We start from the raw sequence: 23,635 nt of genomic DNA on the forward strand, positions 1-23,635 counted from the left end.
CGCATCCTCATCTCGTCGGCGTCAGTCCGGCGGCCAGCCTAGTCGGCCCCGGTACGCTGGACCGGCCGCACGACCGCGCGGCGACCGACCGAAGGAGAACCGCCGTGCAGTACCGCGAGCTCGCCGTCCCCGGGGCGTGGGAGATCACCCCGAAGCAGTTCGGCGACCCGCGAGGCGTCTTCCTCGAGTGGTTCAAGGCGGCGCCGTTCGCGGACGCCGCGGGCCACGCGTTCGACCTCCAGCAGGCCAACCTGTCGGTGTCCGCGGCCGGCGTCGTGCGCGGCATCCACTTCGCCGACGTCCCCCCCGGCCAGGCGAAGTACGTGACGTGCGCGCGGGGCGCGGTCCTCGACGTCGTCGTCGACATCCGCGTCGGCTCCCCGACGTTCGGGCAGTGGGACTCGGTGCTGCTCGACGACGTCGACCGCCGCGCGATCTACCTCGCCGAGGGCCTGGGCCACGCGTTCATGTCCCTCGAGGACGACTCGACGGTGCTCTACCTGTGCTCGGCGGGCTACGCGCCCGGGCGCGAGCACGGCATCCACCCGCTCGACCCCACCGTCGGCATCGACTGGCCCACCACGGGACGCGACGGACGGCCGCTCACGCCGCAGCTCTCCGAGAAGGACGAGGCCGCCCCCACGCTCGTGCAGGCGCAGGCCGACGGCCTGCTCCCCCGCCACGCGGACGTCGAGGCGTTCCTGGCGAGCCTGCGTGCCTGACACGGCGGCCCGCGGGGTCGTCGCCGTCGTCGTCACGTTCCAGCCCGAGGTCGCCGTCACGTCCGTGCTGCTGCGCGCGCTCGCACCGCAGGTCGAGCACGTCGTCGTCGTCGACAACGGCAGCCCCGGGGGGACGGTCGACGCGCTGCGGGCCGAGCTCGCGGCCGTCGGCGGCGAGCTGCTGACCCTCGACGCCAACCTCGGCATCGGCGAGGCCCAGAACCGCGGCATCGCGCGGGCGCGGGAGCTCGGGGCCCGGGCCGTGCTGCTGTCCGACCAGGACTCGGTGCCGGCCGCCGACATGGTCGCGCGCCTCGTCGCGGGCCTCGCGCGGGCGCGCGCCGAGCACGGGCCCGTCGCGGCCGTCGGCCCCGTGACCGTCGACGAGCGCAACGCCGGAGCCGCGCTGCTCTTCTCGGACCACCGCTGGGGCCCGCGACGCGCGCTGCTCCCGGACGAGGACGGCGCGCTCGCACCGGCGACGTTCCTCATCGCCTCGGGCTGCCTCCTGGACGTCGCCGCGCTCGACGCGGTGGGGCCGATGAACGCCGCGTGGTTCATCGACCACGTCGACCTGGAGTGGGGCCTGCGGGCGCGTCGCGCCGGCTACGGGCTGTTCGGCGTGGTCGGCGCGCAGCTCGGCCACGCCCTCGGCGACCGCGTGCAGCGGATCCCCGGGCGCGAGCGCGACGTGCACATCCACTCCCCCGTGCGGAACTACTACATGGCGCGCAACACCGTGCTGCTGGTGCGCTCGGGCCTGCTGCCCGTGGCGTGGCGCGTGGGCTACCTCGCGTGGATCACGAAGTACACCGGCTTCTACGTGCTGGCGGTGGCCCCGCGCGCGCGACGCGCGCGGCTCCTGCTGCGCGGGCTGCTCGACGGCGCCCGCGGCCGCACGGGACGGCTCCAGGAGGACCGATGACCGACCCACGACGGCACGAGGGCACGACGGCCACCGCCGGCGCCGCCGACGTCCTCATGCTGGCCTTCGGCGCGGAGCCGTACCTCCACGAGGCGGTCGCCGCCGTCCTCGCGTCCGAGGGGGTCGACGTCCGCCTGACGCTGGTGGACAACGGGTGCACCACCGACGCCGTGGCGACGCTCCCGCCGGACCCGCGCGTGCGGCTCGTCGTCCCGGGGAGCAACCTCGGGTTCACGGGCGGGATGAACGCCGCGGCGGCCGGAACGTCCGGCCGTCCTCTCGTGCTCGTCAACTCCGACGCGGTCGTCGCGCCGGACGCGGTCGCCACGCTTGTCACGGCCCTCGCGGACGACCCACGCCTCGGCGTCGCGGGCGGGCTGGTGCGCCTCGCGTCGGACCCCGACCGCGTGAACTCGGCGGGCAACCCGCTGCACGTGCTCGGGCTGTGCTGGGCCGGTGGCCTCGACGAGCCGGTCGCGGCCCACGCGACCGGCCGTGAGGTCGCGTCGGCCAGCGGCGCGCTCGTCGCGGTGGACCGCGCGCTGTGGGACGAGCTCGGCGGGTTCCCCGAGGAGTACTTCGCGTACCTCGAGGACCTCGAGCTGTCCTGGCGGGCGTGGCAGCACGGGCGCACCGTGCGGTACGTGCCGGCGGCGAGCGCGGTCCACCACTTCGAGTTCGGCCGGTCGCCCCTCAAGATGTACCTGCTCGAGCGCAACCGGCTGCTGTTCGTGCTGACGACCTACGAGGCCCGCACCCTGGCACTGCTGGCGGTCCCGCTGCTCGCCTTCGACGTGGCCATGCTCGCGGTCGCGACCGCGCAGGGCTGGGGGCGGCAGAAGCTGCGCGGCTGGGGCTGGGTGCTGCGCCACCCCGGGGTCGTCGCGCGACGGCGCCGCACCGTGCAGCGCTCCCGCACGGTGCCCGACCGCGACCTGACGCACCTCATGACCGACACGTTCGACTCGGCGCAGTTCCCCCTGCCCGCGGCCGCCGCGCCCCTGCAGGGCGTCCTGCGGCTGTGGTGGCGACTCGTCCGGAGGGTGCTGTGAACCCCGCGGTCACGGCGGTCGTCACCGCCTTCCGGCCGGACGCCCGGCTGACGGAGGTCGTCCGGTCGGCCGGCTCGCAGTGCGCCCGCGTCGTGGTCGTCGACAACACGCCCGCCGGCGAGCCCGGCGTCGACGCGCTGCCCGCCGTCGCGGACGTCGCGCAGGTCCTGCGTCCCGGCACGAACCTGGGCCTCGCCGGAGCGCTCAACCTCGGCGTGCACGAGGCGTCGCCCGAGCACGACCTCCTGCTGCTCGACCAGGACTCGGCCGTGCCCGCGGGACTGGTCGAGCGGCTCACCGCCCGGCTGGACGCGGACCCGCGGATCGGGGTCGTCGGGCCGGTGCCGTGGGACGCGGACGCCGACCGGCCGCTCGACCCGCGAGCGACGCACCGCGCCCCGCTCGCCGACCTGCCCGTCGTCATCACCTCCGGCATGGTCGTCCGACGCGCCGCGCTCGACGCCGTGGGCCCCTTCCGCGAGGACTTCTTCGTCGACTGCGTCGACCAGGACCTGTGCCTGCGCGTGCGCGGCGCGGGCTGGCGCGTCGTGCAGGACGCGACCGTGCGGCTGCCGCACAGCCTCGGGGACACCCGGTGGCGCGGCGTCGGACCCTTCCGCCTGCGCTCGACGTCGCACGCCACGTGGCGTCTGTACTGGACCGCCCGCAACGGGACCGTCCTCGCGCGCGAGCACTGGCGGCGCGAACCGGTGTGGGTCGCGACCTCGGCCACCCTGCAGGCGTACGTCGCGCTCACCGTGCTGCTGTTCGAGCCGCCCCGCCTCCGCCGTCTGGCGACGCTGGCGCGGGGCGCCCGGGACGGGTGGTCGGGGCGCTCCGACCCGGCGATGCGACCGGGCGGTGCGCGGTGACGTCCCCGACGGCCGCGGCCACCTCGTACCGGCGGGACGCGCTGCTGGTCGCCGTCGCGCGCATGGCGCCGCTCGGCGTGCAGCTCCTGGCGACGCCGCTCGTGCTCGACCGGCTCGGGGACTCCGCGTACGCCGCGTGGGCGCTCATGATGACGACGATCAACCTCCTGCTCACGGCCGACCTCGGCGTCGTGGGCATCATGCAGCGGTACCACGGGATCGCACGCGGTCAGCAGGACGCCCGGCTCGGCGGGCGCATCACGGCGTCCGTGCTGCTGGTGCTGGCCGGACTGCTGGTGACGGTCGTCGCGCTGGGGCCCTGGATCTCGCGGGGCGTCCTGGCGGTCGTCGACGTGCCCGACGCCGTCCGGGCGGACGCCGCGCTGCTCTTCCGGCACGCCGGCACGCTCGCGGTGCTCCAGCTCGTGGCGCTCGCGTTCAGCTCCTACCTCGCGGCGCACTCGAGGTTCGTCGCGGTCGCGGTGCAGTCGCTCGCGGCGCGTGCGGTCCTGGCCGGGGGGATCGCGTGGGCCCTGCTCACCGACCAGGGCCTGCCCGGCCTGCTCCTCGCGTCGTTCGCCGACGCCGGGGTCGCCGTCCTCCTGGGCGTCGTCCTGTGCCGGCAGCACCTGCTGCGCGAGGTCCGCCGCCCCACCGACCGCGCGCAGACCCGTGAGCTGTGGGCGTACTCGTGGCGGAACCAGCTGTCCGCGCTGGGTTTCGTGGCGCAGCGCGAGCTCGACGTGGTGATCGCGGGCGTGATGCTGTCGACCGCCGCGCTCGCGAGCGTCTCCGCGGCCGCACCGCTCGTCGCGGCCGCGTGCCTCGCCCCCACCGTGCTGCTCACGCCGGTCTTCACCTCGCTGAGCGTGCAGGCCGGCCGGGACCCCGCCGGCCTGGCCGCCGCCGGAGCGAGCGCCGAGCGCGGGTGGCTGCGCCTGGTGCTGCCGTTCGGGGCGCTCGCGCTGGGGGTGCTGCCGTTCGCGGCGACGGCCTGGCTCGGTCCCGAGGTCAGTGCGATCACACCGCTCGCGGCGCTGCTGGCGGCCGGTTTCGTCGTCACGCTCGCCGGCAACGCGCGCGCCGTCGTGGTGCGCGCCGCCGGACGCCCCGGCATCGAGACGCGCTCGTACGTCGTGTACGCCGCCGTGAAGATCGTCGCCGGTGTGGCACTGGCCGTCGTGGGAGGCATGCTCGGGCTCGCCGCCGCGGGCATCCTCGCCTCGGTGGCCGCCCTCGTGGTCCTGGTGCGCGGCTCGCGAGGCCTGGTCGCGCCCGGGTCGGGCGTGGGCCCCCGGGAGCTGCTGCGCGCGCTCGCGCTCGCGGCCGGCACGGGCGCCCTGTCGTTCGTGGTCAGCCGGGCGGTCGACGGCCGGTGGACGACGCTGGTCTGCCTCGTCGTGGTCGCCGGGGCCGGGGCGGCGGTCGCCGCGGTACCCGTGCTGCGCGCTCGGCGGGCCGCGTGAGCGGCGACCACGCCTCGCAGCCGCCGCGTGACGAGTACGCTGCACGGGTGTCACGCCCGAGCCTCGATCGCGTGCTCGTGGTCATCCCGGCATGGAACGAGGAGGACGCTCTCCCGGGTGTCCTCCGCGAGGTCCGTGCCGTCTGCGCCACCGAGCAGTCCCTGTCCGCCACGGACGTCGTCGTCGTCTCCGACGGGTCCCGCGACCGCACCGCGGAGGTCGCGCGCGCCGAAGGCGTCCCCGTGCTCGACCTGCCCATCAACCTCGGGGTCGGCGGTGCGATGCGCGCCGGCTTCAAGTACGCGCTGCGCCACGGCTACGACGCGGTCGTGCAGCTGGACGCCGACGGGCAGCACGACCCGGCCGCGATCCCCGCGCTGCTCGGCGCGGCGCACGAGCACGGCGCCGACGTCGTGATCGGCGCGCGGTTCGCCGGTGCGGGCTCGTACGAGGCCCGCGGCCCGCGCCGTGCGGCGATGCGTGTCCTCGCGCGCGTCCTGTCACGCGTCACCGGGACCCGGCTGACGGACACGACGTCGGGCTTCAAGCTCGCGGGGCCTCGCGCGGTCGAGCTGTTCGCCGCGGAGTACCCCGCCGAGTACCTCGGCGACACCGTGGAGTCCCTGGTCATCGCCGCCCGCGCCGGCCTCGAGATCGTGCAGGTGCCCGTCGCGATGCGGCCCCGGCAGGGCGGCAGGCCGTCCCACAGCCCGGTGCACGCGGCCATCTTCCTCGGGCGCGCCGTGCTCGCCCTCGTGATCGCGCTCAGCCGGCCGTCGAGCCACACCGCACGTGCCCGGCTGCACGCCGCGGCGGAGGTGAAGGCGTGAGGGGCTACCTGACGGCGCTCGTCGTGTGCGCCCTGACCGTCGGCACGATCGGCTACCTGCTGCGGTCACGCCGCATCCGCGAGAAGTACGCCGCGTCATGGATCGCACTGGCCGTGGCGGTGGTCACCGTCGGCGCCGTGCCGTCCGTCCTGACGTGGCTCGCGACGCTGCTCGGCGTCCAGACGCCCGTCAACCTGCTGTTCCTCGTCAGCGGTGTGGTGCTGCTGATCGTGTGCGTGCAGTTCAGCGTCGAGATCTCCCAGCTCGAGGAGGAGACCCGGACGCTCGCCGAGGAGATCGCGCTGCTGCGCCTCGACCTCGAGGACGTGCGGTCGCAGATCCCGCAGCAGGGCGCTGCCGACCCGGACGCCCGCCCCTCGGGCGCACCGCCGGCCTGACCGGCGGGACGGGCGGCCGGGTCGGCACCGGCCCTCGGCCGTGCGGGGCGCACTCGGCGCAGGTGTCCGCCGGGGCGGGGCGGGTGCGGCCCCGGGCACGGCCGACCACGGCGCCTCGCCGGGGCGCCGTCGGGCCACGGCGAGGCGTCGTGGCCGGATCCCGACGGCCCCGGGGCGTCGGCGGGGGTCAGCGGAAGAAGCCCGCCACGTCGAGCAGCACGTGGGTCGTGCCCTGGTCGTTGTAGAGCCGCACGGCTCCCCCGTCCCCGACGCGGACCACGACGGCGTTCGCCTGCGTGAACCCGCGCGTCGCGTTGAGGTCCGACGTCCCGGTGAGAGGGCGACCCGCCGGCCAGACCCGCACGTGCGTCCAGGGCGCCGTGTGGTCGACGGCGGTCACGGTGCCGACGACGGCCGTCGCGTCGACGGGGACCGCACCGCCGGTCACCGTGGCCTGCACCTGGCCCGTCGGCCCGACCGGCGCTCCGGAGCGCGTGTCGAGGACGCGGGCCGGCTGGACCGGTGTGAACAGCGCGCCCGTCGTCGCGCCGCGGGTGCCGTACCAGCCGACGACGTCGACGACGACGTGGCTGGACGAGCCCTGCACCGCCACCGTGATCCGGCCGTCGACGACGGGGACCACGGCGCGGTTCGCGATGTCCGCGCCGGGCACCAGGTTGACCGTGGACGTCGACGGCAGCGCGCCCGAGCCGTAGGCCACGACGTACCCGTTGCCGGTGGCCCGGGTCGTCGTCACGTTCACGGTGACGGCGCTCAGCGAGGAGGCCGGCAGCCCGAGCGCGGCGGCGACGTCGACGGAGCGGGTCGCGCCGGGCGCGATCGCGGCGGCGGTGCGGGAGTCCATGGCCCGGACCGGGTCGACCGCGACGTACCGCGCCGACGTCGCGGTGCTCGACGTGTAGTAGCCGAGCACGTCCACCAGGTAGTGGGTCGTGCCGATCGCGTTGAACACGCTGACGGCGCCGGCGCCGCCGACACCGACGGTCACCTGGCTGGCCTGCGTGCGGCCGGGCGACGTGTTGAGCACGGAGGCGTTCGGCATCGCGCTGCCCGCCGGCCACACCCGCAGGTGCCCGGCGACGCTCGTCCCGACCGCCGTGACGTTGAGGACGACGGCCGTGACGCCGGACGTGGGCACGCCCCCGCGCCCCAGCACGGGCACCTCCGCGCGCGCACCGGAGCCGAGCGCCTGGAAGGTCGTCCGGGTGTCGACGAGGCGAGCAGGGGTGAGGGGGACGTACCCGCCGTCCCCGACCAGCGGGACGGCGGCGGGCGGTGCCGCGTCGGCGGGCTGGCGGACCGCGACCGTCGTGGTCACGACGTTCGACGTCCGGCCTGCGGCGTCGGTGCCGACGAGCGTCAGCGCGTAGCTGCCCGGACCGACGAACTGCGGGTCGGACGCCGCGCGTCCGTCGTACGTGCCGAACCACGTGGCGTTGAACCTGACGCCGGCCTGTGCGCTGCCGGTCGTGCGCAGGACCTGGCGGTTCGTGCTGCGGTCGACGACCGTCAGCGTCCAGGACATCGCGACGTTCGGCGTGACGCCGACGCTCACCTGGCCGCCGTGGTCGATCGTCGCCGCCGACACGGCCGGCGATCCCAGCACCGGTGCGGTGGCGCGGGGCTGCCACCAGCTCGACCGCAGGCCGAAGGCGGGGGTGTTGACCGTCGCGTTCCCTGTCGAGCACTCGAGCCGGACCTGGGAGATCCTGCCGCCGAGGGGCCCGTTGCCGGTACGCCCGGTGACGACCATGGTGCGCAGGGTCCCGTTCGCCGGGCAGGACTGCGCCACGCGCGCGACCGAGAGCTCCGCCGTCCAGGAGGTGACGGTGTCGCCGGGCGCCGTCCCGGTCCACGGGTCGGCCTTGGCCACCTGGTAGGGCACGGAGCCCGCGGCCGTCCAGCCGCCGTTCGACGAGGAGAACTCGGTGAACGCGACGGCACCGTTCCACAGTCGGATCTGACCGCCCGTCGCCGCGATCGCGGCGTCGGTCCGCGCGTCCTCGTACGAGGTGGTGAGCGCACCCGCGGCGTTCGCGACGCCCCGCCCGTAGTACACCTGGCAGGAGGTGGTGTCGCACAGCACCTGGCCGTTGCGGACCTTCCACCAGGCGTAGGAGCGCGCGGCGACCGCCTGCGCCTGCAGCGCCGCCGGCTGCCAGCTCGCAGGCGACTCGCGCGGCACGACGCTGCGCAGGTAGTCCTCGATCGGCAGGCTGTTGGTCACGTTGAACGCGGCCCCCGAGGTCGGTTCGATCCGCAGGTCCCCGCGGTACCAGCGCCCGGTGGTGTCCGACTGGTTCTTCGCGATGATCATGCCGACCTCGTTCTGCGACTCGAGGCGCAGCACGCCGCGGTAGCTCCGGCGGTCGACGATCGGCCCGTTGACGACGTCCCGCTTCACCGCCGTGATGTCCTGGCCGGCCACGGTGATGGTCCACCGCCCGGGCGGCAGCACCACCTCCTTGTTGAGCTCCCCCATGCGGATGCTGCGGTTCGCGGGGCTCCAGACGGTCACGGTGTCGGAGGGGGCGAACGCCGCGAGCGTCGCCTTGACGTACTCGCCGGCGATGGACCCCGTGGTCGTGCCCGGGTAGTAGAACGCCAGGATCTCGGCCGCGGTGCGGCCCTGCAGCGCCGCACCCTGCGCACCCCACTGCGACATGCCGCGGCCGTGCCCGAAGGCGCGCCCGTCGACGGTCCACGACCCGGACGCCGGGGCCGGGTACACCTCGGCCGCCAGTGCGGCCGGCGCGACCGCGACGAGCGCGACCCCGGTGAGGACGGCGGCGACCACCGTGGCGGTCAGACGGCGCAGGAGGTTCACGGCAGGTCCTCGGGGTGGGGCGGCGGGGATGCCCCAGGATAGGGACCCCAGGTCGCCGTCGGGCACCTCACGCCGCACGTGGGCGGATCGCCCCGGCATGTCCGGCAGGGTCGACCCGACGCTCAGCGCGCGGCGCGTGCCCGGTCGGCGATCTTCCTGGCGAGCGCCGACGGCCCGCCGGCGCGCAGGACGCGCGCGGCGGCCAGGGCCTGCCGTCCCCCGGGGAGCCCGGCCGCCCGCGCGACGAGACGCGCCCGCGTGTCGTCGGGGATCCCGGGGTGCGCGTCGATCCACCCCTCGGCGACGTCGAACGGCTCGTCGTCCTGGACCGGCACCCAGCCCGTGGACCGGCGCGGCCCGTGCGCGCGGCGCACGGCCGCCGCCCCCCGGAGCGCGTCGAGGTACGCGCCCGCCTGAGCGTGCGGTCCCCAGCGGAGCAACGCCTCACGACGTGCCGCGGCGCCGACCCGGCGACGGAGCAGCGCGTCGTCGAGCAGGTCGCCGATCGCCCTCTCCCACGCGTCGACGTCGGCCGCGAGGAACCCCGTCCGCCCGTCCTCGATCGCCTCGCGGAACGGCTGCGTCGGCGACGCCACGGTGGGCGTCTCGACGAGCGCCGCCTCGAGCCACTTGATGGCCGACTTGGCCTCGTTGAAGGTGTTGTCGAGCACGAGCGGGGCCAGGTTGACGTCGACGTCCCGCAGCCGGCCGGGCAGCTCGTACCAGGGCAGCATCGGCAGGCGACGCACCCGGTCGGCGTACGGTTCGAGCGCGGCGCCGGTGGTGAGGAATCCCCCGATCCACAGCTCGACGTCGGGACGCTGCGCCAGCACGCGCGCGACCGCGGGCTCGACGACGGCCCAGTCGGCGTCGTGCGTGTTCGTCCCGGAGAAGTAGCCGATCCTCAGCGGCCCCGCCGCGCGGGCGCGGCCGCGGGCGCGGTCGCTCTGCCGGGCGAGGTCGACGCCGACGCCGTTCGCGAACCGGAACGCCGGCAGCCCGGTCGTCGCCGTGGCGTGCTCGCACAGACGCTCGGTGCTCCCGACGTACGCGTCGGCGAGCTCCATGGTGGTGCGGTACCGCGCCACGCCGCGCCACCACAGGGCGTGCTCCTCGGGCGACAGGACGTCGAGCCCGTGGACCTGGCCCTCGAGCGCGGGGTCGAAGATCAGGTCGTCGATGTCGAACAGGACGGGCACCGGTCGGGGGCGCGCGCGCACGTCCTCGACGACCTGCAGGATCTGCGTGGTCGCGGGCACGCGGTACAGCACCAGGGCGTCGGCCCGGGCGGCGAGCCGGGGCACCTCGGGATCGCGGTAGTGCCGGACGTCCGCGTGCACGCCACGCAGGCGCAGCGCCTCGGCGGGCAGGAACCCGCGGTACCGCAGCGCGGCACCACGGATCCCGACGACGAACAGCACGCGCTGCAGCAGCGCGTCCTCCGCGTCCAGGGCGTCCAGCTCGGACACGCGGTCCTCCTCCTCGTGCGACGGGCGGACCAGGTCGGTGTACAGGCCCTCCAGGCCGTCGAGCTGGTCCGTGAAGTCGCGGATCGGCACGTCGCGCTTCCCGCCGCGCAGACGGGCGACCAGCGCCGGGTCGTTCGCGAGCCGCGCGAGTGCCGTGCCCAGCGCCTCGGCGTCGGCCGCGGGCACGACGACGCCGTTGACGCCGTCCTCCACGACCTCCTCGGGTCCGAGCGTGTCGGTGCACACCACCGCCAGCCCCGCGGCGAGCGCCTCCCGCGTGACGATCGAGTGCGACTCCCGCATCACCGACGGCAGCACGAGGACGTCGTGCGTCGCCATGACGCCCGCGACGGACGCGCGGTCGTACGCCGGCAGGAAGCGCACGGCGGCGGGCAGCGGACCCGCGCCGCGCGCGACGCGGGGGTCGACGCCGTACAGGTCGAGCGTCCAGCCGTCGGGCGGCAGGGCCGCGACCGCCTCGAGCAGGACCGGCAGGCCCTTCATCGGGTCGCTGCCGCCGGCGAACATGAGCCGCACCGACCCGTCCGACCCGCTCGTGGCGGCCGGGTCGGCTCGCGGCGCACGGTCGTCGTCCGGCACGCCGTTCTCGTCCACGACCAGGCGTGCGGGGTCGACGCCGTTGGCGGCGAGCACCCGTGCGGCGCTCGCCGACGGCGCGAGCACGACGTCGGCGTGCACGAGCTCCGCGGCCAGGAGCGCGTTGCGGCGCTCGAGCCACGCGTGGTCCACCGCGCAGGGGCAGGTCCCGCAGTCCACCACCAGGCTGCACGGCCGCATGTCGGGCGCGACGAGGAACTGCCGCGCGCACGACCACCAGAAGTCGTGCATCGTCACGACGACCTTCGCCCCCGACCGGTGCGCGGCACCGACGAGCCCGGCGCCGAGCGTCTGCAGCGAGTGCAGGTGCACCACGTCGGGACGCACGTCGGCGAGCCAGCGCTCGAAGTCGTCCGTGACGGCGGGGTTGAGGCTGTTGCGCGGGTCCGACCAGGCCGTCCACGGCGTGGTGACCACCCAGCGGACCGCGACACCGTGCCCGTCGTCCTCGGTCCACACGGTCAGCGGCTCGCGGTCCTCGTCGAGGTACCCGGCGTACACGTGCACGTCGTGGCCGCGGTCGGCGAGCCCGCGCGCGATCCGCTGCGGAACCAGCGTGCCCCCGCTGACCAGGTTGGGCGGGAAGTGGGCAGACACCTGGACGACACGCACCCGGACGAGTCTAGACGTTGCGCCACCGGCTGACGCCCGGACGGCGCGGATGCTCTAGTCTTCCGGCCATGTCCGAACCGTCGACCCGTGCGACGTGGCACGCCGACCTCGCGCGACACGACCAGTCCGCGCACCGACGCATGGCCGAACGCGCCGCCACGACCGCCGAGCCGCTGCTCCAGCAGCGGTTCGACGCCGTGACGGCCGAGCTGCACGTGCTGCGTGCGGCGGTCGCCCGCCGCGACGCGCTGCTGCGCGAGCAGACGGCCGCGCTGCGGGAGCGCGAGGCCTACGTGCGCGAGCTGGAGGCACGGCTCGAGAGCACGCCGAGGTCGGCGTCCGGCACGCTCCGGGGCGTGGCGCGGCGGGTGCGCCGACGCGTCGGTCGGCTCGTGCGCGCGGCCCTCTCCCAGCGATGAGCACCTTCCTGTCGGTCGTCCTGCTCACCGGGGGCGACGACGCGACGGTCCTGCGCACCGCCCGGAGCGTCGCGCTCGACCCCGACGCCCCCGCTCGGCTCGTCGCCGACGCGGCGAGCGTCTCCGCCGACGGTCGCGCGGCGGTGGACGCGGCACTGCCCGGCCGGGTGCAGTGGACGTCCGGGCCGCTGCACACGCGGGTCGCCGCAGCGCAGGGCCGTTACGTCGGCCTCCTGGCCCCGGGCGACGAGGTCGAGCCGGGGGTCCTGTCGGCCGTGGCCGAGTACCTCACGGCCCGCCCCGCGACCGACGTGCTGTACGTCGACGAGCAGTGGGCTGCCCCGGGCATCGAGGGCATCTGCACGAAGCCCGGCTGGGCGCCGCACTACCTCGAGGGCTGGGACTACCTCGGTCGCCTGTGCCTGGTGCGCTCGACGCTCGTCGAGCAGGTGGGAGGCCTCGGCGACGGCCCGGCGGCCGAGTGGGACCTGCACCTGCGGGTCACCGAGGTGACCGACCGCGTCGAGCACCTGCCGGTGATCGGCGTGACCCGGCTCCAGCCGCCCTCGACGCAGCCCGACGTGGTCGAGGCGGGACGGCGCGCGGTCGCGGCCCGCTACGAACGGCTCGGCGTCGCCGCGGACGTCGAGGTCGCCCACCCGGCGGGCTACCTGCGCGTGTGGCGAGCGCTCCCCGACCCGCCCCCGCTGGTCTCGGTGGTCATCCCGACCGGTGGCGGACGACGCGAGGTGCGCGGCGAGTCCGTGCTCGTCGTCGAGACCGCCGTCCGCTCGCTCGTCGAGCGCACGACGTACCCACGCTGGGAGATCGTCCTCGTCACGAGCGAGAACACGCCCGCGGACGTGGTCGACAAGGTGCAGGAGATCGCCGGGGACCGGCTGACGGTCGCCCCGGTCTCGGGAGAGTTCTCGTTCTCGCACTCGGTCAACGAGGGCGTGCGGCTCGCTCGCGGCGAGCTCGTCGTGCTGCTGAACGACGACACCGAGGTCGTCGAGCCGCGGTGGCTGGACCGCATGGTGGCCGTCGCCCAGGACCCGACCGTGGGCGCGGTCGGGGCCAAGCTGCTCTTCGAGGACGGCACGATCCAGCACGTGGGGATCGTCCACGACGACGCGTGGCTCCCGGTGCACGCGCACCGGGTGGGCGCCGACGACGCGAGCCACTTCGGCGCCAAGATCGTCGACGTCGACTACCTCGCGGTGACGGCGGCGTGCGTGCTGGTCCCGCGGCAGCTCTACCTCGAGCTGGGGGGTTTCAGCGAGGAGCTCCCGATGGCGTTCAACGACGTGGACTTCTGCCACAAGGTGGTCGCTGCGGGGCGCTCGGTCGTCTGCACGCCATTCGCGACGCTGTACCACTACGAGAGCTCGACGCGCGTCGCGGACGTGCGTCCGTTCGAGCGCCAGTACCTCGTCGACAAGACGGTCGAGCTGGCGAAGCACGACCCGCACGTCAACCACCGTTCGGTGCGCTGAACGGGGCGGCGCGCCGACGTCCCGGCGCCCGCTCTCCTCAGCGACGACGGGCCAGGCGCCACCGGATCTTCGCGACCACCTGGCGCACGCCACCCGCCCGCAGGTGCCGCCACACCGCGCCGGCGTCGGCACGCAGCGCCCGCCACCGCCCGACGGGCGGGACGGCGACCGGGACCGGCGCTGCGGGGTCCGACGTCGCGAGCCGGTGCGCGTCGGCGGCGCGACGAGGCGCACGGCAGAACTCGACCAGCGGTGCCAGGACGACCGGCCAGGTGAACTCCCGGGCCGTCGCCTCGACCGCGGCCCGCGCCGAGGTCGCCGCCTCGGCGTCGGTGAGCAGCTCCGCGAGGGCGTCCGCGAGGGCGTCCACGTCCTCCGGCGGGACGGCGCGCCCGAGGCCGCGCTCCCGCACGAGGTCCGCGAACCCGTCGCCCTCCGTCGAGACGATCGGCATGCCCGCCCACAGGTAGTCCAGGATGCGCGTGCGGAACGAGAACTCCGTCTCGACGTGGGGGTAGTGGCAGCTCACGCCCACGTCGGCGTCCATGAGGTAGTCCGCGCGCGTCTCGTACGGCACCCAGTCGTCGTTGAAGAACACGTGCGTCCCCGTGAGCCCGAGCTCGTCGGCGAGCTCGCGCGTCCGGGACGCGACCGCCATCTCCGGGACGTCGGGGTTGGGGTGCTTCATGCCGAGGAAGTAGAGCCGCACCTCGGGGACCCGGCCGCGCACGCGGTCGATCGCGCGCACGAGCGTCAGCGGGTCGAACCAGTTGTAGACCCCCCCGCCCCACAGGACCACCTTGTCGTCGCGAGCGATGCCGGGCGTCGCGCCCTTGATCGCGTGCCGGGCCTGCGTCGGGGGCTCGGCCGAGGTGCCGAACGGCACGATCGTGAGCAGCGACGCGAGGCTGGGGTCGGCGTCGTAGGTGTCCGGGTTGATCCGGCCGGCCGCCGACAGGTGCCCGAACCACAGGTCGCGCTGGCGCCGCGAGGCGCACAGGAAGAAGTCGCCGCGCCGCAGCTGGTCGCGCAGCTCCCCCAGTGCGAACGCGAGGGCACGCTCACGCTCCGCCGCGGGCTTGTACCGGTCGACCTCGAGCGTCTCGATCTGGAAGGGGTCGTACAGGTCGACGACGATGACCTGCGGGCAGTCCTGCAACCACGCGAACGCGTTGAAGACGAAGCCCTGCACGACCACGACGTCGGACGCGTCCACGTCGTCACGGAACGCCTCGACCGTCGTACGCTCCGCACGGAACCCGTCACCGTCCCGGGTGCAGCGCCCGAACGTGACGAGCCGCACGTCGTGCTCCTCGCTCAGGGCGCGGGAGATCTCCCACGCCCTGATCGCGGGGCCGGCCATCCGGTCGGCGATCGTGTCGAGCGTGACCACGAGGACGCGTCGGCGCGTCGCGGGGACCGCCGGCGCCGTCACGACCAGCGCCCGTCGAGCGCGAGGTAGCCGCCGGACTCGACGGGGGTCCCGAAGTCCACGACGAGCCGCGCCCCCTCACGGACGTAGTCGTACACGTGGGTCGTGCTCTCGTCCACGACGGACGCCATGACCTGGAACGTGCCGGGCTGCAGCGCGAGCCGCGGGATCGTGCACTCGACCACGCCCGACCCGTGGATCCGGTCGATCCGGTGGCCCAGGTCGCGCGTGTTGTTGGCCCACAGGTAGACGCCGTCGTGCGACTCGAGCGCGAGCCCGAAGACGGGGTTCGCGATCGGCTGGTGCGCGGTGTACCTGATGCGGATCGTGACCTCGTCGCCCGTCCGGAACGACGCCGCGGGGCCCCTCGGGCCGACCAGCTCGACGGCGTCGATCTGCGCCTCGCCGGAGCCCCAGCGCACCTCGCCCGCGTCACCCGTCCGCTGGTCGGTGCGCGTCGAGTCGAGGTAGCGCTCGAGGATCGGCTTCGCCTCGCCGGTCTCGACGAGCCGGCCGTGCGAGAGCCACGCGACGCTGTCGCACATGTTGCGCAGCGACGGCATCGAGTGGCTCACGACGACGACCGTGCGGCCGTCGCGGCGGAACTCGACGAACTTCTCGGTGCACTTCTCCTGGAAGGCGGCGTCCCCGACGGCGAGCACCTCGTCGACCAGCAGGATCTCGGGGTCGACGTGGATCGCGACCGAGAAGCCGAGCCGCACGTACATGCCCGACGAGTAGTTCTTGACGGGCTGGTCGATGAACTGCTCGACCCCGGAGAAGTCGACGATCGCGTCGAACTTCCGGTCGATCTCCGCGCGGCTCATCCCGAGGATCGAGCCGTTGAGGTAGACGTTGTCACGTCCCGAGAGCTCGGGGTGGAACCCGGAGCCCACCTCGAGGAGGGCCGCCACACGACCGCGCGTGGTGACCGTGCCGGAGTCGGGGTACAGGATCCGGGCCAGGCACTTCAGCAGGGTCGACTTGCCCGACCCGTTGTCGCCCACGAGGCCGAAGGTGCTGCCCCGGGGGATCTCGAAGCCGACGTCGTCGAGCGCGAGGAAGTCCTCGTACACCGACCGCCGACGCCGCATGACGGCGGCCTTCAGCGTCTGGTTCCGCTCGTGGTACACCCGGAACTTCTTCGTCACGGCGTCGACCGTGACGGCTGCCTCGCTCACAGCACCTCCGCCAGCTTCTTCTCGTGCCGGCTGAACACCCAGACGCCGACGACCACGGACACCAGGGACCAGGCCACGCAGTACAGGACCGAGTCGAGCGGGGGCCACGCGTTGTCGTAGAGCGGCGCGCGGAACAGCTCGACGAAACGCTCCATGGGGTTCAGCCGGTAGAAGTCGTACAGCGTCCACGAGCCCAGCAGGGGCCCGAGCTTGTCGGACTGCTCGAGGACCAACGATGTCGGGTACACGATCGGGGTCGCGTAGAACCACGCCTGCGTGAGGATGCCGACGAAGTGCTGCGTGTCGCGGAAGTACACGTTCGCGACCGACAGCATGAGCGAGACGCCGAACGCGAACAGGAACAGCAGCGCCATCACCACGACCACCGCCGGCGTCCACAGCAGCGACGCGGCCCCGAGCAGGGTCAGCGCGACGAGCAGCACGACCATCTCGATGGACCACGAGAACACCAGCGAGAACGCGTTCGACAGCGGCAGCGCGGCCCGCGGGAACGCCACCTTCTTGATGAGGTTCTCGTTGCCCACCAGGGAGCCCATGCCGCCGTTCAGCACGTTGACGAAGAAACCCCAGGGCAGGAGCCCGCAGAGCAGGAAGACCGCGAAGTTGTGCAGCCCCGAGGGGTTGCCGGTCGGGATCGGGACCCGGAGCACGAACGAGAAGACGGCCGTGAAGATCAGCATCTGCGCCAGCGGGTTCACGAGCGACCAGAGCTGACCCAGCACGGTCCGCTTGTACTTGCCCTTGACCTCGCGCCGCGTGAGGTTCGTGAGGAGCTCCGGCGCCTGCCGCAGCTCGCGCACCATGGTGATCACCGGGCACCCCCACGGATCTTGCCGTAGAGGGCCCGGGGCACGCGCAGCAGGCGCCACGCCCGCGTCCCCTGCACCTCGCGCAGCGACGCGACCGCGGCGTCGCGCTGCGCGTGCGCGAGCTCGGCGGACCGCCGCAGCGCCGCGACCTCGGACCTCAGCGCCTCGCGCTCGGCGACGGCGCGGCCGAGGCTCGCCTCGGCGTCGTCGCGGACCGCACGCAGCACGAACTGGAACGTCATGGCGTCCTCCTGGGCCCGCACCCAGTCGACGACGCCCTCCGGGAGCGCGTCGGCGTCGATCTCGACGTCCGCGGTCAGGGGATCGCGCGTCGTCGTCCGCAGCTCGGCGGCCGCGAGTCCCGTGTCCGCGAGCAGCTCGAGCACCGACCGTCGCGTGAAGAACCGGATGTGCGTCCGGTCGAGCAGCCCCACGTCCGTGTACTGCCAGCGGCCCTGCAGCAACGCCAGGCGCAACGAGCCGTGGGCCACGTTCGGGATCGACATGACCACCGAGCCCCCGGGCCGCAGCAGCGGGAGCAGTCGGCGCAGCACGTCCACCGGGTCGAGGACGTGCTCCAGCACGTCCGCGAGCACGAGCACGTCGAACGTGCGGCCGCCGAGGGCGGCGTCGACGTCCATCGTGTTCAGGTCGCCGACCACGAGGTGGTCGAGGTGCGGACGCGCCTTCTCGGCCGCCTCCGCGTCGTACTCGACACCGCTCACGGTGCAGCCGCGCTGGTTGAGCGCCTCGGCCAGGTACCCGGTGGCGCAGCCGACGTCGAGCACGTCGCTGCCGGCGGGTACCAGGCTGACCACCTGGGCGTGGCTGGTGTTCGACACCGACAGGTCCAGCGTCGTGTCGTACTGCGACATGGGGAGACTTCCGATCGTCCGGGGACGCGAGCGCCGCGTCAGCATACCCGCGGCGCCCGACGCCCCCGGTCAGTCGGCGAAGTACCCGAACACGTCCGCGACCACGTGGCTGCTGCCGAGGTCGTTGTACACGTTGACGCGTCCCCCGGCGGGCGACACGTAGACCTGGTTGGCCTGGTCGCGACCCGCACCGGCGTTGAGGTCGGACGTGCCGGGCCGCCCGCCGGCTCCCCACACCGTCAGGTACGTCGCCGCCGAGGTCGCGCCCGTGGACGTGAGGTTCATGGCCACCGAGCGGGCGTCCGCGGGCAGCCCGGAGACCACCAGCGAGCGCGTCTCGCCCGCCCCGAGCGGCGTGCCGGAGCGCGTGTCGAACGCCCGGACGGGTGCGACGGGCGTGAACTCGGCGGTCGCGCCCGACCCGTACCAGCCGACCACGTCGACGACGACGTGCTGCGCGACCCCGTCCACGTACACGTCGAGGCCGCCGTTCGTCAGCGTGACCACGGCACGGTTCGCCGTGTCCCGCCCCGGCTGGTTGTTCACCGTCGAGGTCGTGCCGACCGCGGCCCCGCTCGGCACCACGGCGACGTAGCCGAACCCGCCCGGCCGGACGGACACGACGTTGACGGCCACGGCCGTGGCGTCCGCCGGCACCCCTCCGACGCCGGCGACCTGCACGGTGCGACGGACCCGTGGCTGGACGACCTCGCCGGAGACTCGCGTGTCGAGGACACGGGTCGCCGTTCCGAGCGCCGCGTACCCCGTGCTCGAGGCCGTCGTGTAGTACCCGGTGACGTCGACGACGAGGTGCGTGCTGCCGAGGTTGTTCCAGAGGCTGACCTTGCCCTCGCCGCCGACGCCGACCACGAGCGACCCCGCGGTGGTGCGCCCCGGGTCGGTGTTGAGGACCGACGCGTCGGGGCGAGCCTGGCCCGCGGGCCAGGCACGCACGTGGGTGATGGTCGACGAGTTGACGGCCGTGACCGTCATGGCGACCGCCTTGGCGTCGGCCGGGACGCCCGCCACCCCGGCGACCTGCACGTCCACGCGGGACGCCGGCCCGAGGGCGCCCGCCGACGGGCGGGTGTCGAGGACCCGCACGGGTGTCATCGGGACGAACCCCAGGTCTCCCGTGAGCGGGACCGGGGCGACGGTCGGCGGGTTCTGGCTGCCCGTCACCGTGACGGTGGTCTCGTACGGGACCAGCGTGGTCGCGCCGTAGGTGCCGGTCAGGGTGAGGCGGTAGGTCCCCGGGCCGGCGGCGGTGCCGGCCGGGACCTTGCCGTCCCACGTTGCGATCGTCCCGCCGCCGGAGGCGCCGGAGCTGCCGTTCACGCGCTGCACGATGATCCCCGTGCGGGTGTCGGTGACGGCCAGCGACCAGCTCGCCCCCGTGATGACTCCACCGGTGACCGAGACGGACCCGCCGATCCCCATCGAGGTGGTCGTCGTGGCCGGGTTCACGAACCCGGCGCCGATGAGCGCCCGTGCACGGCTCTTGATGGCGCCGAGCACCGCGTAGCCGCCGTTGCCGGGGCAGGCGGTGTACGCCGTGTCCCGGTGGCCGACGACGACGGGGAGCGCGATCGTCCCGGGCCCGAACCGCGAGTTCTCGCCGCCCTGCGTCGTGTAGCCGACCGTGCTCATCGGGTCGCGGTGGTACGACGCGAGACGCCAGGCGATCACCCGGGCGACGGACTCCTGGGTCGCGGCCGACGGCGTCGTGCTGCTGTAGTCGCCGAGCATGGAGACGCCGACGGTCGACGTGTTGAAGCCGCCGGCGTGGACGCCGATCACGGGCTGCGTGCCCGAGTTGGCGCGCCCCTCGTAGACGTTGCCCCACTTGTCGACGAGGAAGTTGTAGCCGATGTCGCACCAGCCGCGCCCCGTGATGTGGTACGCCTGGTCGTTGCGGATCTGCTGCATCGCCTGGGCGACGGAGGCGTAGGCGTTGCTGCCGGCGGTGTGGTGCACGACGGCGGCGAGCAGCGTCCGCGCGACGTCCGGCGCGCAGGCCTGGGCGCGCGCGCCCCACTCCGCACGGGAGTAGACGCGGGGCGCCGCCACCGACGCGGGCGCGACGGCCGAGGTCCGGACGTCCGCCGTCTGCACGACGGTCGCACCGCCGCCGGTGGCGTCGTCGCCGCGCCACGTGGCCGGTGCGGACGTCGCGGTCGGCGCGTCCGGCTCCTCCTCGGGCGACCCCACCAGGGCGAGCACCATGTCCGCCGGTCCACCGTCCGCGGTGCCGGCGAACGAGAGCTGGACCGCGTCGGCGTCGCCGATCCACAGGGCGTCGGTGCCACCGCGCAGCTGGTGCGCCGCGTCCACGCCGCCGGCGTCGGGCGCGAGGTCCGACGCCTCGAGGTCGGACCACGGCGACCACTGCCCGTCCGTCAGCGAGCGCGCGCGCGGCGCCAGGTCCGCGGCCTCGACCCCTGCGGGCCACGTGACGCCGACGGTCTGCACGTCGGCGGTGTCCACGGGGGGCGTCACGACGCGGTCGGGCGCGGCGTCGTCGACGAGGTCGGCCACGACCGGTGCGTCGTCGTCCACGGGCGGCAGGTCCTCGGGGCCGGCGGGCGTCCCGTCGAGGGGCTGCGACGCCCGCGCGTCGCGGTCCGACGTCACGGCGTCGGGGTCCACCGGCGTCGCCTCGTCCCGGGGGGCGACGACGAGGGGGAGCTCGTCGACCGTCGCCGCGCTGTCGGACGGTTCGGGCGCGGGGGGCTCGGCGGCCGCCCCGAGGCCCGCCGCGAGGGCGCTCTCGGTCACGCCGGAGGGCGTGGAGGTCGCGGAGGGCGCGAGCGCGGCCGGGGCGGCGGCCGCAGCGACGACCCCGGGGAGGGGGCCTCCGGGGACGGCGACCGCGGCGGAGACGGCGAGGGCGAGGAGGAGACGCGTGGGCATGGCTGCCGTCCCGTGGTGGATGACGTCGGACCCCCGCAGCGTCAGCCACGGGGTGACGGCAGTCAAGGACGACGTGCGCGTGTCCGCGAACGGGTCCGGTCGATCGCGGCACACGTGGGCGTGCGGCATCGGTAGGCTGGGTGCTCACGTTCCCCTCGGAGGTCTTCCCGTGCGCATGCTCGTCACCGGCGGGGCCGGCTTCATCGGCTCCAACTTCGTCCACCAGACCGTGCGTGAGCGCCCGGACGTGCACGTCACGGTGCTCGACGCGCTGACGTACGCGGGCGACGAGCGCAGCCTCGACCCGGTCGACGGCAAGGTGGTCTTCGCCAAGGGCGACATCGCCGACCCCGACGTCGTCGACCAGCTGGTCAAGGACGTGGACCTGGTCGTGCACTTCGCGGCCGAGTCGCACAACGACAACTCGCTGCACGACCCGTGGCCGTTCGTGCGCACCAACGTCATCGGCACCTACCAGCTGCTGGAGGCCGTCCGGCGCCACGACGTGCGCTACCACCACGTCTCGACGGACGAGGTGTACGGCGACCTCGAGCTCGACGACCCCGCGAAGTTCACGCCGGACACGCCGTACAACCCGTCGAGCCCGTACTCGTCCACGAAGGCGTCGTCCGACCTGCTGGTGCGCGCGTGGGCCCGCAGCTTCGGCGTGCGCGCGACGATCTCGAACTGCTCGAACAACTACGGCCCGTACCAGCACGTCGAGAAGTTCATCCCGCGCCAGATCACCAACGTGATCGACGGCGTGCGGCCCAAGCTGTACGGCACCGGCGAGAACGTGCGCGACTGGATCCACGTCGAGGACCACAACTCCGCGGTGTGGCGGATCATCGAGGACGGCCGGCTGGGCGAGACCTACCTGATCGGCGCCGACGGCGAGAAGGACAACAAGACCGTCATCGAGCTGATCCTGCGCCTCATGGGCCAGCAGCCGGACGCGTACGACCACGTCAACGACCGCCCGGGCCACGACCTGCGGTACGCGATCGACGCGACCAAGCTGCGCACCGAGCTCGGCTGGGAGCCGCGCTACACGACGTTCGAGGACGGCCTCGCGGCGACGATCGACTGGTACCGCACGCACGAGTCGTGGTGGCGCCCGCAGAAGGACGCGACCGAGGCGAAGTACGCGGTGCTCGGACGCTGACCGTCGCTTTCGTGGAGATGGCGCCGTCTCGCGGCGCCATCTCCACGAATCCTCCACTCGGTCGCTGCGCCGCTCCCGCTCGTCGCCCCGACCGCTCTCCTACGATCGAACCGTGACCATCCGCCACGCCGCCGCTCGGCGCGCCCGCGCGCCTCGACACGCCCGCACGCTGCGCAGTCACACCGTGCTGCGCGCCCTGGCCCTCGGCGTGAGCGGCGTGGTCGTCTTCGGCGTCGCGTCGGGCGCCGCGTTCGCGGCCCGGCTGACGAACAACGTCGCCGGGCTCGACCTCGACGACCTCGTCGCGGCCGCTCCGACCCCGACGACCCCGCCCGACCCGGACGACATGCACGCCGGGCAGGCGGTGAACATCCTCGTGCTCGGCTCCGACCAGCGCGACGGCGTGAACGCCGAGATCGGCGGCGCCGAGGAGGGCATGCGCTCCGACACCTCGATCGTCGTGCACGTGTCCGCCGACCGTTCGCGGGTCGAGATGGTGTCGATCCCCCGCGACTCGCTCGTGCAGATCCCGTCGTGCACGCTCACCAACGGCAAGACGACGCGCGCGCAGAGCAAGGCGATGTTCAACTCGGCGTTCGCGATCGGGTGGGACAACGGCGGCGACCTGGAGTCCGCCGCCGCGTGCGCCGTCAACGCGGTCCAGGCCAACACGGGCGTCGCGATCGACAACGTGGTGGTCGTCGACTTCGCGGGCTTCCAGAACATGATCAACGCCATCGGCGGCGTGCCGATGTGCATCCCGCACGACGTCAAGGACTCCTACACGGGGCTCGACATCACGGCCGGCACGCACGTGCTGGACGGCGTCACGGCGCTGCAGTACGCGCGGGCGCGTCACGGCACGGGCTTCGACGGGTCCGACACGATGCGGGCGGGCCGGCAGCAGGTCCTCATCGCGTCGGTCGCGAACGAGGTGCTCTCGAAGAACCTGCTGACCGACGGGGCGCAGCTCATGCAGTTCCTGTCGGCGGCGACGCAGTCGGTCACGACCAACCTGTCGGTCACCGACCTCACCGGCCTGGCGTTCAGCCTGCGCGGGGTGAGCCGTGACAACATCACGCTCATGACCGTGCCGTGGGCCCCTGCGCGCAGCGACAAGAACCGCGTGGAGTGGACGTCCGCGGCGCACGAGATCTGGGCGAACATCGCCGCCGACCGGCCGATGCTCGGGCAGCCCGAGCAGCCCGCCGGTCAGGAGCCGGCGGGCGAGGACCCGCCGGCGAGCGACCCGGCGGCACCGCCGGCGGCGCCCGAGACCCCGGCCGCGCCCACGCCGACCGAGACCAAGACGCCCGGCGTCGACGCGTTCACGGCCGCGGACGCGACCGCGACGACCTGCTGAGGGCACGTGGCCGACCGCAGGGACGACCCGCCCCCCAGCTTCGCCCCCGACGGCGGCCGCCCTCGCCCGGGTGCGGACGGCGCGCGCGTCGTCGGCTCCGGCGCACGGCGCCCGCCCTCCCCCGCCCGGCCCGTGCCCGCGGACACCCC

At 74.3% G+C, this 23,635-nt stretch carries 18 protein-coding genes; 11 read left to right on the forward strand and 7 right to left on the reverse strand.

Features of this window, described 5'->3' with window-relative positions; translation table 11 throughout:
• Positions 1 to 104: 104 nt before the first annotated feature.
• The 7 genes from CS2_RS07305 to CS2_RS07335 are packed head-to-tail and all read left to right on the forward strand — an operon-like array spanning position 105 to position 6,265.
• A complete protein-coding gene (locus CS2_RS07305) occupies positions 105 to 722 on the forward strand; it encodes a dTDP-4-dehydrorhamnose 3,5-epimerase family protein (protein WP_070319465.1) in 618 nt (205 codons plus the stop codon).
• Entirely contained in the window at positions 715 to 1,647 is a 933-nt protein-coding gene (locus tag CS2_RS07310; protein ID WP_070319466.1) for a glycosyltransferase family 2 protein, read from the forward strand. The genes CS2_RS07305 and CS2_RS07310 overlap by 8 nt, the downstream gene beginning before the upstream one ends.
• A complete protein-coding gene (locus CS2_RS07315; protein ID WP_070319467.1) occupies positions 1,644 to 2,699 on the forward strand; it encodes a glycosyltransferase family 2 protein in 1,056 nt (351 codons plus the stop codon). Before CS2_RS07310 ends, CS2_RS07315 begins: the two co-directional genes overlap by 4 nt.
• Positions 2,696 to 3,571, forward strand: coding sequence for a glycosyltransferase (locus tag CS2_RS07320; protein ID WP_070319468.1), 876 nt, complete (start codon positions 2,696 to 2,698; stop codon positions 3,569 to 3,571). The genes CS2_RS07315 and CS2_RS07320 overlap by 4 nt, the downstream gene beginning before the upstream one ends.
• Positions 3,568 to 5,037, forward strand: a complete 1,470-nt coding sequence (locus tag CS2_RS07325; protein ID WP_156442036.1) for a lipopolysaccharide biosynthesis protein — start codon at positions 3,568 to 3,570, stop codon at positions 5,035 to 5,037. The genes CS2_RS07320 and CS2_RS07325 overlap by 4 nt, the downstream gene beginning before the upstream one ends.
• A gap of 47 nt (positions 5,038 to 5,084) precedes the next feature.
• Positions 5,085 to 5,867 (forward strand): glycosyltransferase family 2 protein, encoded by a 783-nt coding sequence (locus CS2_RS07330; protein WP_070319470.1) that lies wholly within the window; start codon positions 5,085 to 5,087, stop codon positions 5,865 to 5,867.
• A complete protein-coding gene (locus tag CS2_RS07335; protein ID WP_070319471.1) occupies positions 5,864 to 6,265 on the forward strand; it encodes a DUF2304 domain-containing protein in 402 nt (133 codons plus the stop codon). Before CS2_RS07330 ends, CS2_RS07335 begins: the two co-directional genes overlap by 4 nt.
• A gap of 187 nt (positions 6,266 to 6,452) precedes the next feature.
• Here the strand turns inward: CS2_RS07335 and CS2_RS07340 are convergent, their stop codons facing one another.
• Entirely contained in the window at positions 6,453 to 9,113 is a 2,661-nt protein-coding gene (locus tag CS2_RS07340; RefSeq protein WP_070319472.1) for a SpoIID/LytB domain-containing protein, read from the reverse strand.
• Positions 9,114 to 9,235: 122 nt separating this feature from the next.
• Positions 9,236 to 11,812: a glycosyltransferase gene (locus CS2_RS07345; RefSeq protein WP_070319473.1), complete on the reverse strand. Its 2,577-nt coding sequence runs from the start codon at positions 11,810 to 11,812 to the stop codon at positions 9,236 to 9,238.
• Positions 11,813 to 11,880: 68 nt separating this feature from the next.
• Between CS2_RS07345 and CS2_RS07350 the strand changes: the two genes are divergently transcribed.
• Positions 11,881 to 12,231: a hypothetical protein gene (locus CS2_RS07350; protein WP_070319474.1), complete on the forward strand. Its 351-nt coding sequence runs from the start codon at positions 11,881 to 11,883 to the stop codon at positions 12,229 to 12,231.
• Positions 12,228 to 13,727 carry a glycosyltransferase family 2 protein gene (locus tag CS2_RS07355; protein WP_070319475.1) on the forward strand — a complete coding sequence of 500 codons (1,500 nt, stop codon included), beginning with the start codon at positions 12,228 to 12,230 and terminating at the stop codon, positions 13,725 to 13,727. The genes CS2_RS07350 and CS2_RS07355 overlap by 4 nt, the downstream gene beginning before the upstream one ends.
• Positions 13,728 to 13,764: 37 nt before the next feature.
• On the opposite strand, the gene CS2_RS07360 is transcribed toward CS2_RS07355, so the two are convergent.
• The 5 genes from CS2_RS07360 to CS2_RS07380 form a co-directional block, all read right to left on the reverse strand.
• Positions 13,765 to 15,162, reverse strand: a complete 1,398-nt coding sequence (locus tag CS2_RS07360; RefSeq protein ID WP_233421097.1) for a glycosyltransferase — start codon at positions 15,160 to 15,162, stop codon at positions 13,765 to 13,767.
• Entirely contained in the window at positions 15,159 to 16,340 is a 1,182-nt protein-coding gene (locus tag CS2_RS07365; RefSeq protein WP_070319476.1) for an ABC transporter ATP-binding protein, read from the reverse strand. Before CS2_RS07365 ends, CS2_RS07360 begins: the two co-directional genes overlap by 4 nt.
• Positions 16,337 to 17,164 carry an ABC transporter permease gene (locus CS2_RS07370; RefSeq protein WP_070319483.1) on the reverse strand — a complete coding sequence of 276 codons (828 nt, stop codon included), beginning with the start codon at positions 17,162 to 17,164 and terminating at the stop codon, positions 16,337 to 16,339. Before CS2_RS07370 ends, CS2_RS07365 begins: the two co-directional genes overlap by 4 nt.
• A 5-nt stretch (positions 17,165 to 17,169) precedes the next feature.
• Positions 17,170 to 18,045: a class I SAM-dependent methyltransferase gene (locus CS2_RS07375; protein WP_070319477.1), complete on the reverse strand. Its 876-nt coding sequence runs from the start codon at positions 18,043 to 18,045 to the stop codon at positions 17,170 to 17,172.
• 69 nt (positions 18,046 to 18,114) lie between these two features.
• Positions 18,115 to 20,823, reverse strand: coding sequence for an N-acetylmuramoyl-L-alanine amidase (locus CS2_RS07380; RefSeq protein WP_156442038.1), 2,709 nt, complete (start codon positions 20,821 to 20,823; stop codon positions 18,115 to 18,117).
• A 304-nt stretch (positions 20,824 to 21,127) separates the two neighbouring features.
• On the opposite strand from CS2_RS07380, the gene rfbB reads away from it, so the two are divergent.
• Together rfbB and CS2_RS07390 are read left to right on the forward strand one after the other, a co-directional pair.
• Complete coding sequence (gene rfbB / locus CS2_RS07385; RefSeq protein ID WP_070319479.1) at positions 21,128 to 22,123, forward strand: dTDP-glucose 4,6-dehydratase; 996 nt, start codon at positions 21,128 to 21,130, stop codon at positions 22,121 to 22,123.
• A gap of 112 nt (positions 22,124 to 22,235) precedes the next feature.
• Complete coding sequence (locus tag CS2_RS07390; RefSeq protein WP_233421098.1) at positions 22,236 to 23,486, forward strand: LCP family protein; 1,251 nt, start codon at positions 22,236 to 22,238, stop codon at positions 23,484 to 23,486.
• Positions 23,487 to 23,635: the final 149 nt, after the last annotated feature.

Origin of the sequence: Cellulomonas iranensis NBRC 101100 = JCM 18110 (assembly GCF_001552375.1) — a bacterium.
Classification (GTDB): domain Bacteria; phylum Actinomycetota; class Actinomycetes; order Actinomycetales; family Cellulomonadaceae; genus Cellulomonas; species Cellulomonas iranensis.

Excerpts from the sequence above, each read along its gene's own strand:
- CS2_RS07315 (WP_070319467.1), top strand. The coding sequence starts at position 1,644 with ATGACCGACCCACGACGGCACGAGGGCACGACGGCCACCGCCGGCGCC.
- CS2_RS07350 (WP_070319474.1), top strand. The coding sequence starts at position 11,881 with ATGTCCGAACCGTCGACCCGTGCGACGTGGCACGCCGACCTCGCGCGA.
- CS2_RS07355 (WP_070319475.1), top strand. The coding sequence starts at position 12,228 with ATGAGCACCTTCCTGTCGGTCGTCCTGCTCACCGGGGGCGACGACGCG.
- CS2_RS07370 (WP_070319483.1), bottom strand. The coding sequence starts at position 17,164 with ATGGTGCGCGAGCTGCGGCAGGCGCCGGAGCTCCTCACGAACCTCACG.
- CS2_RS07375 (WP_070319477.1), bottom strand. The coding sequence starts at position 18,045 with ATGTCGCAGTACGACACGACGCTGGACCTGTCGGTGTCGAACACCAGC.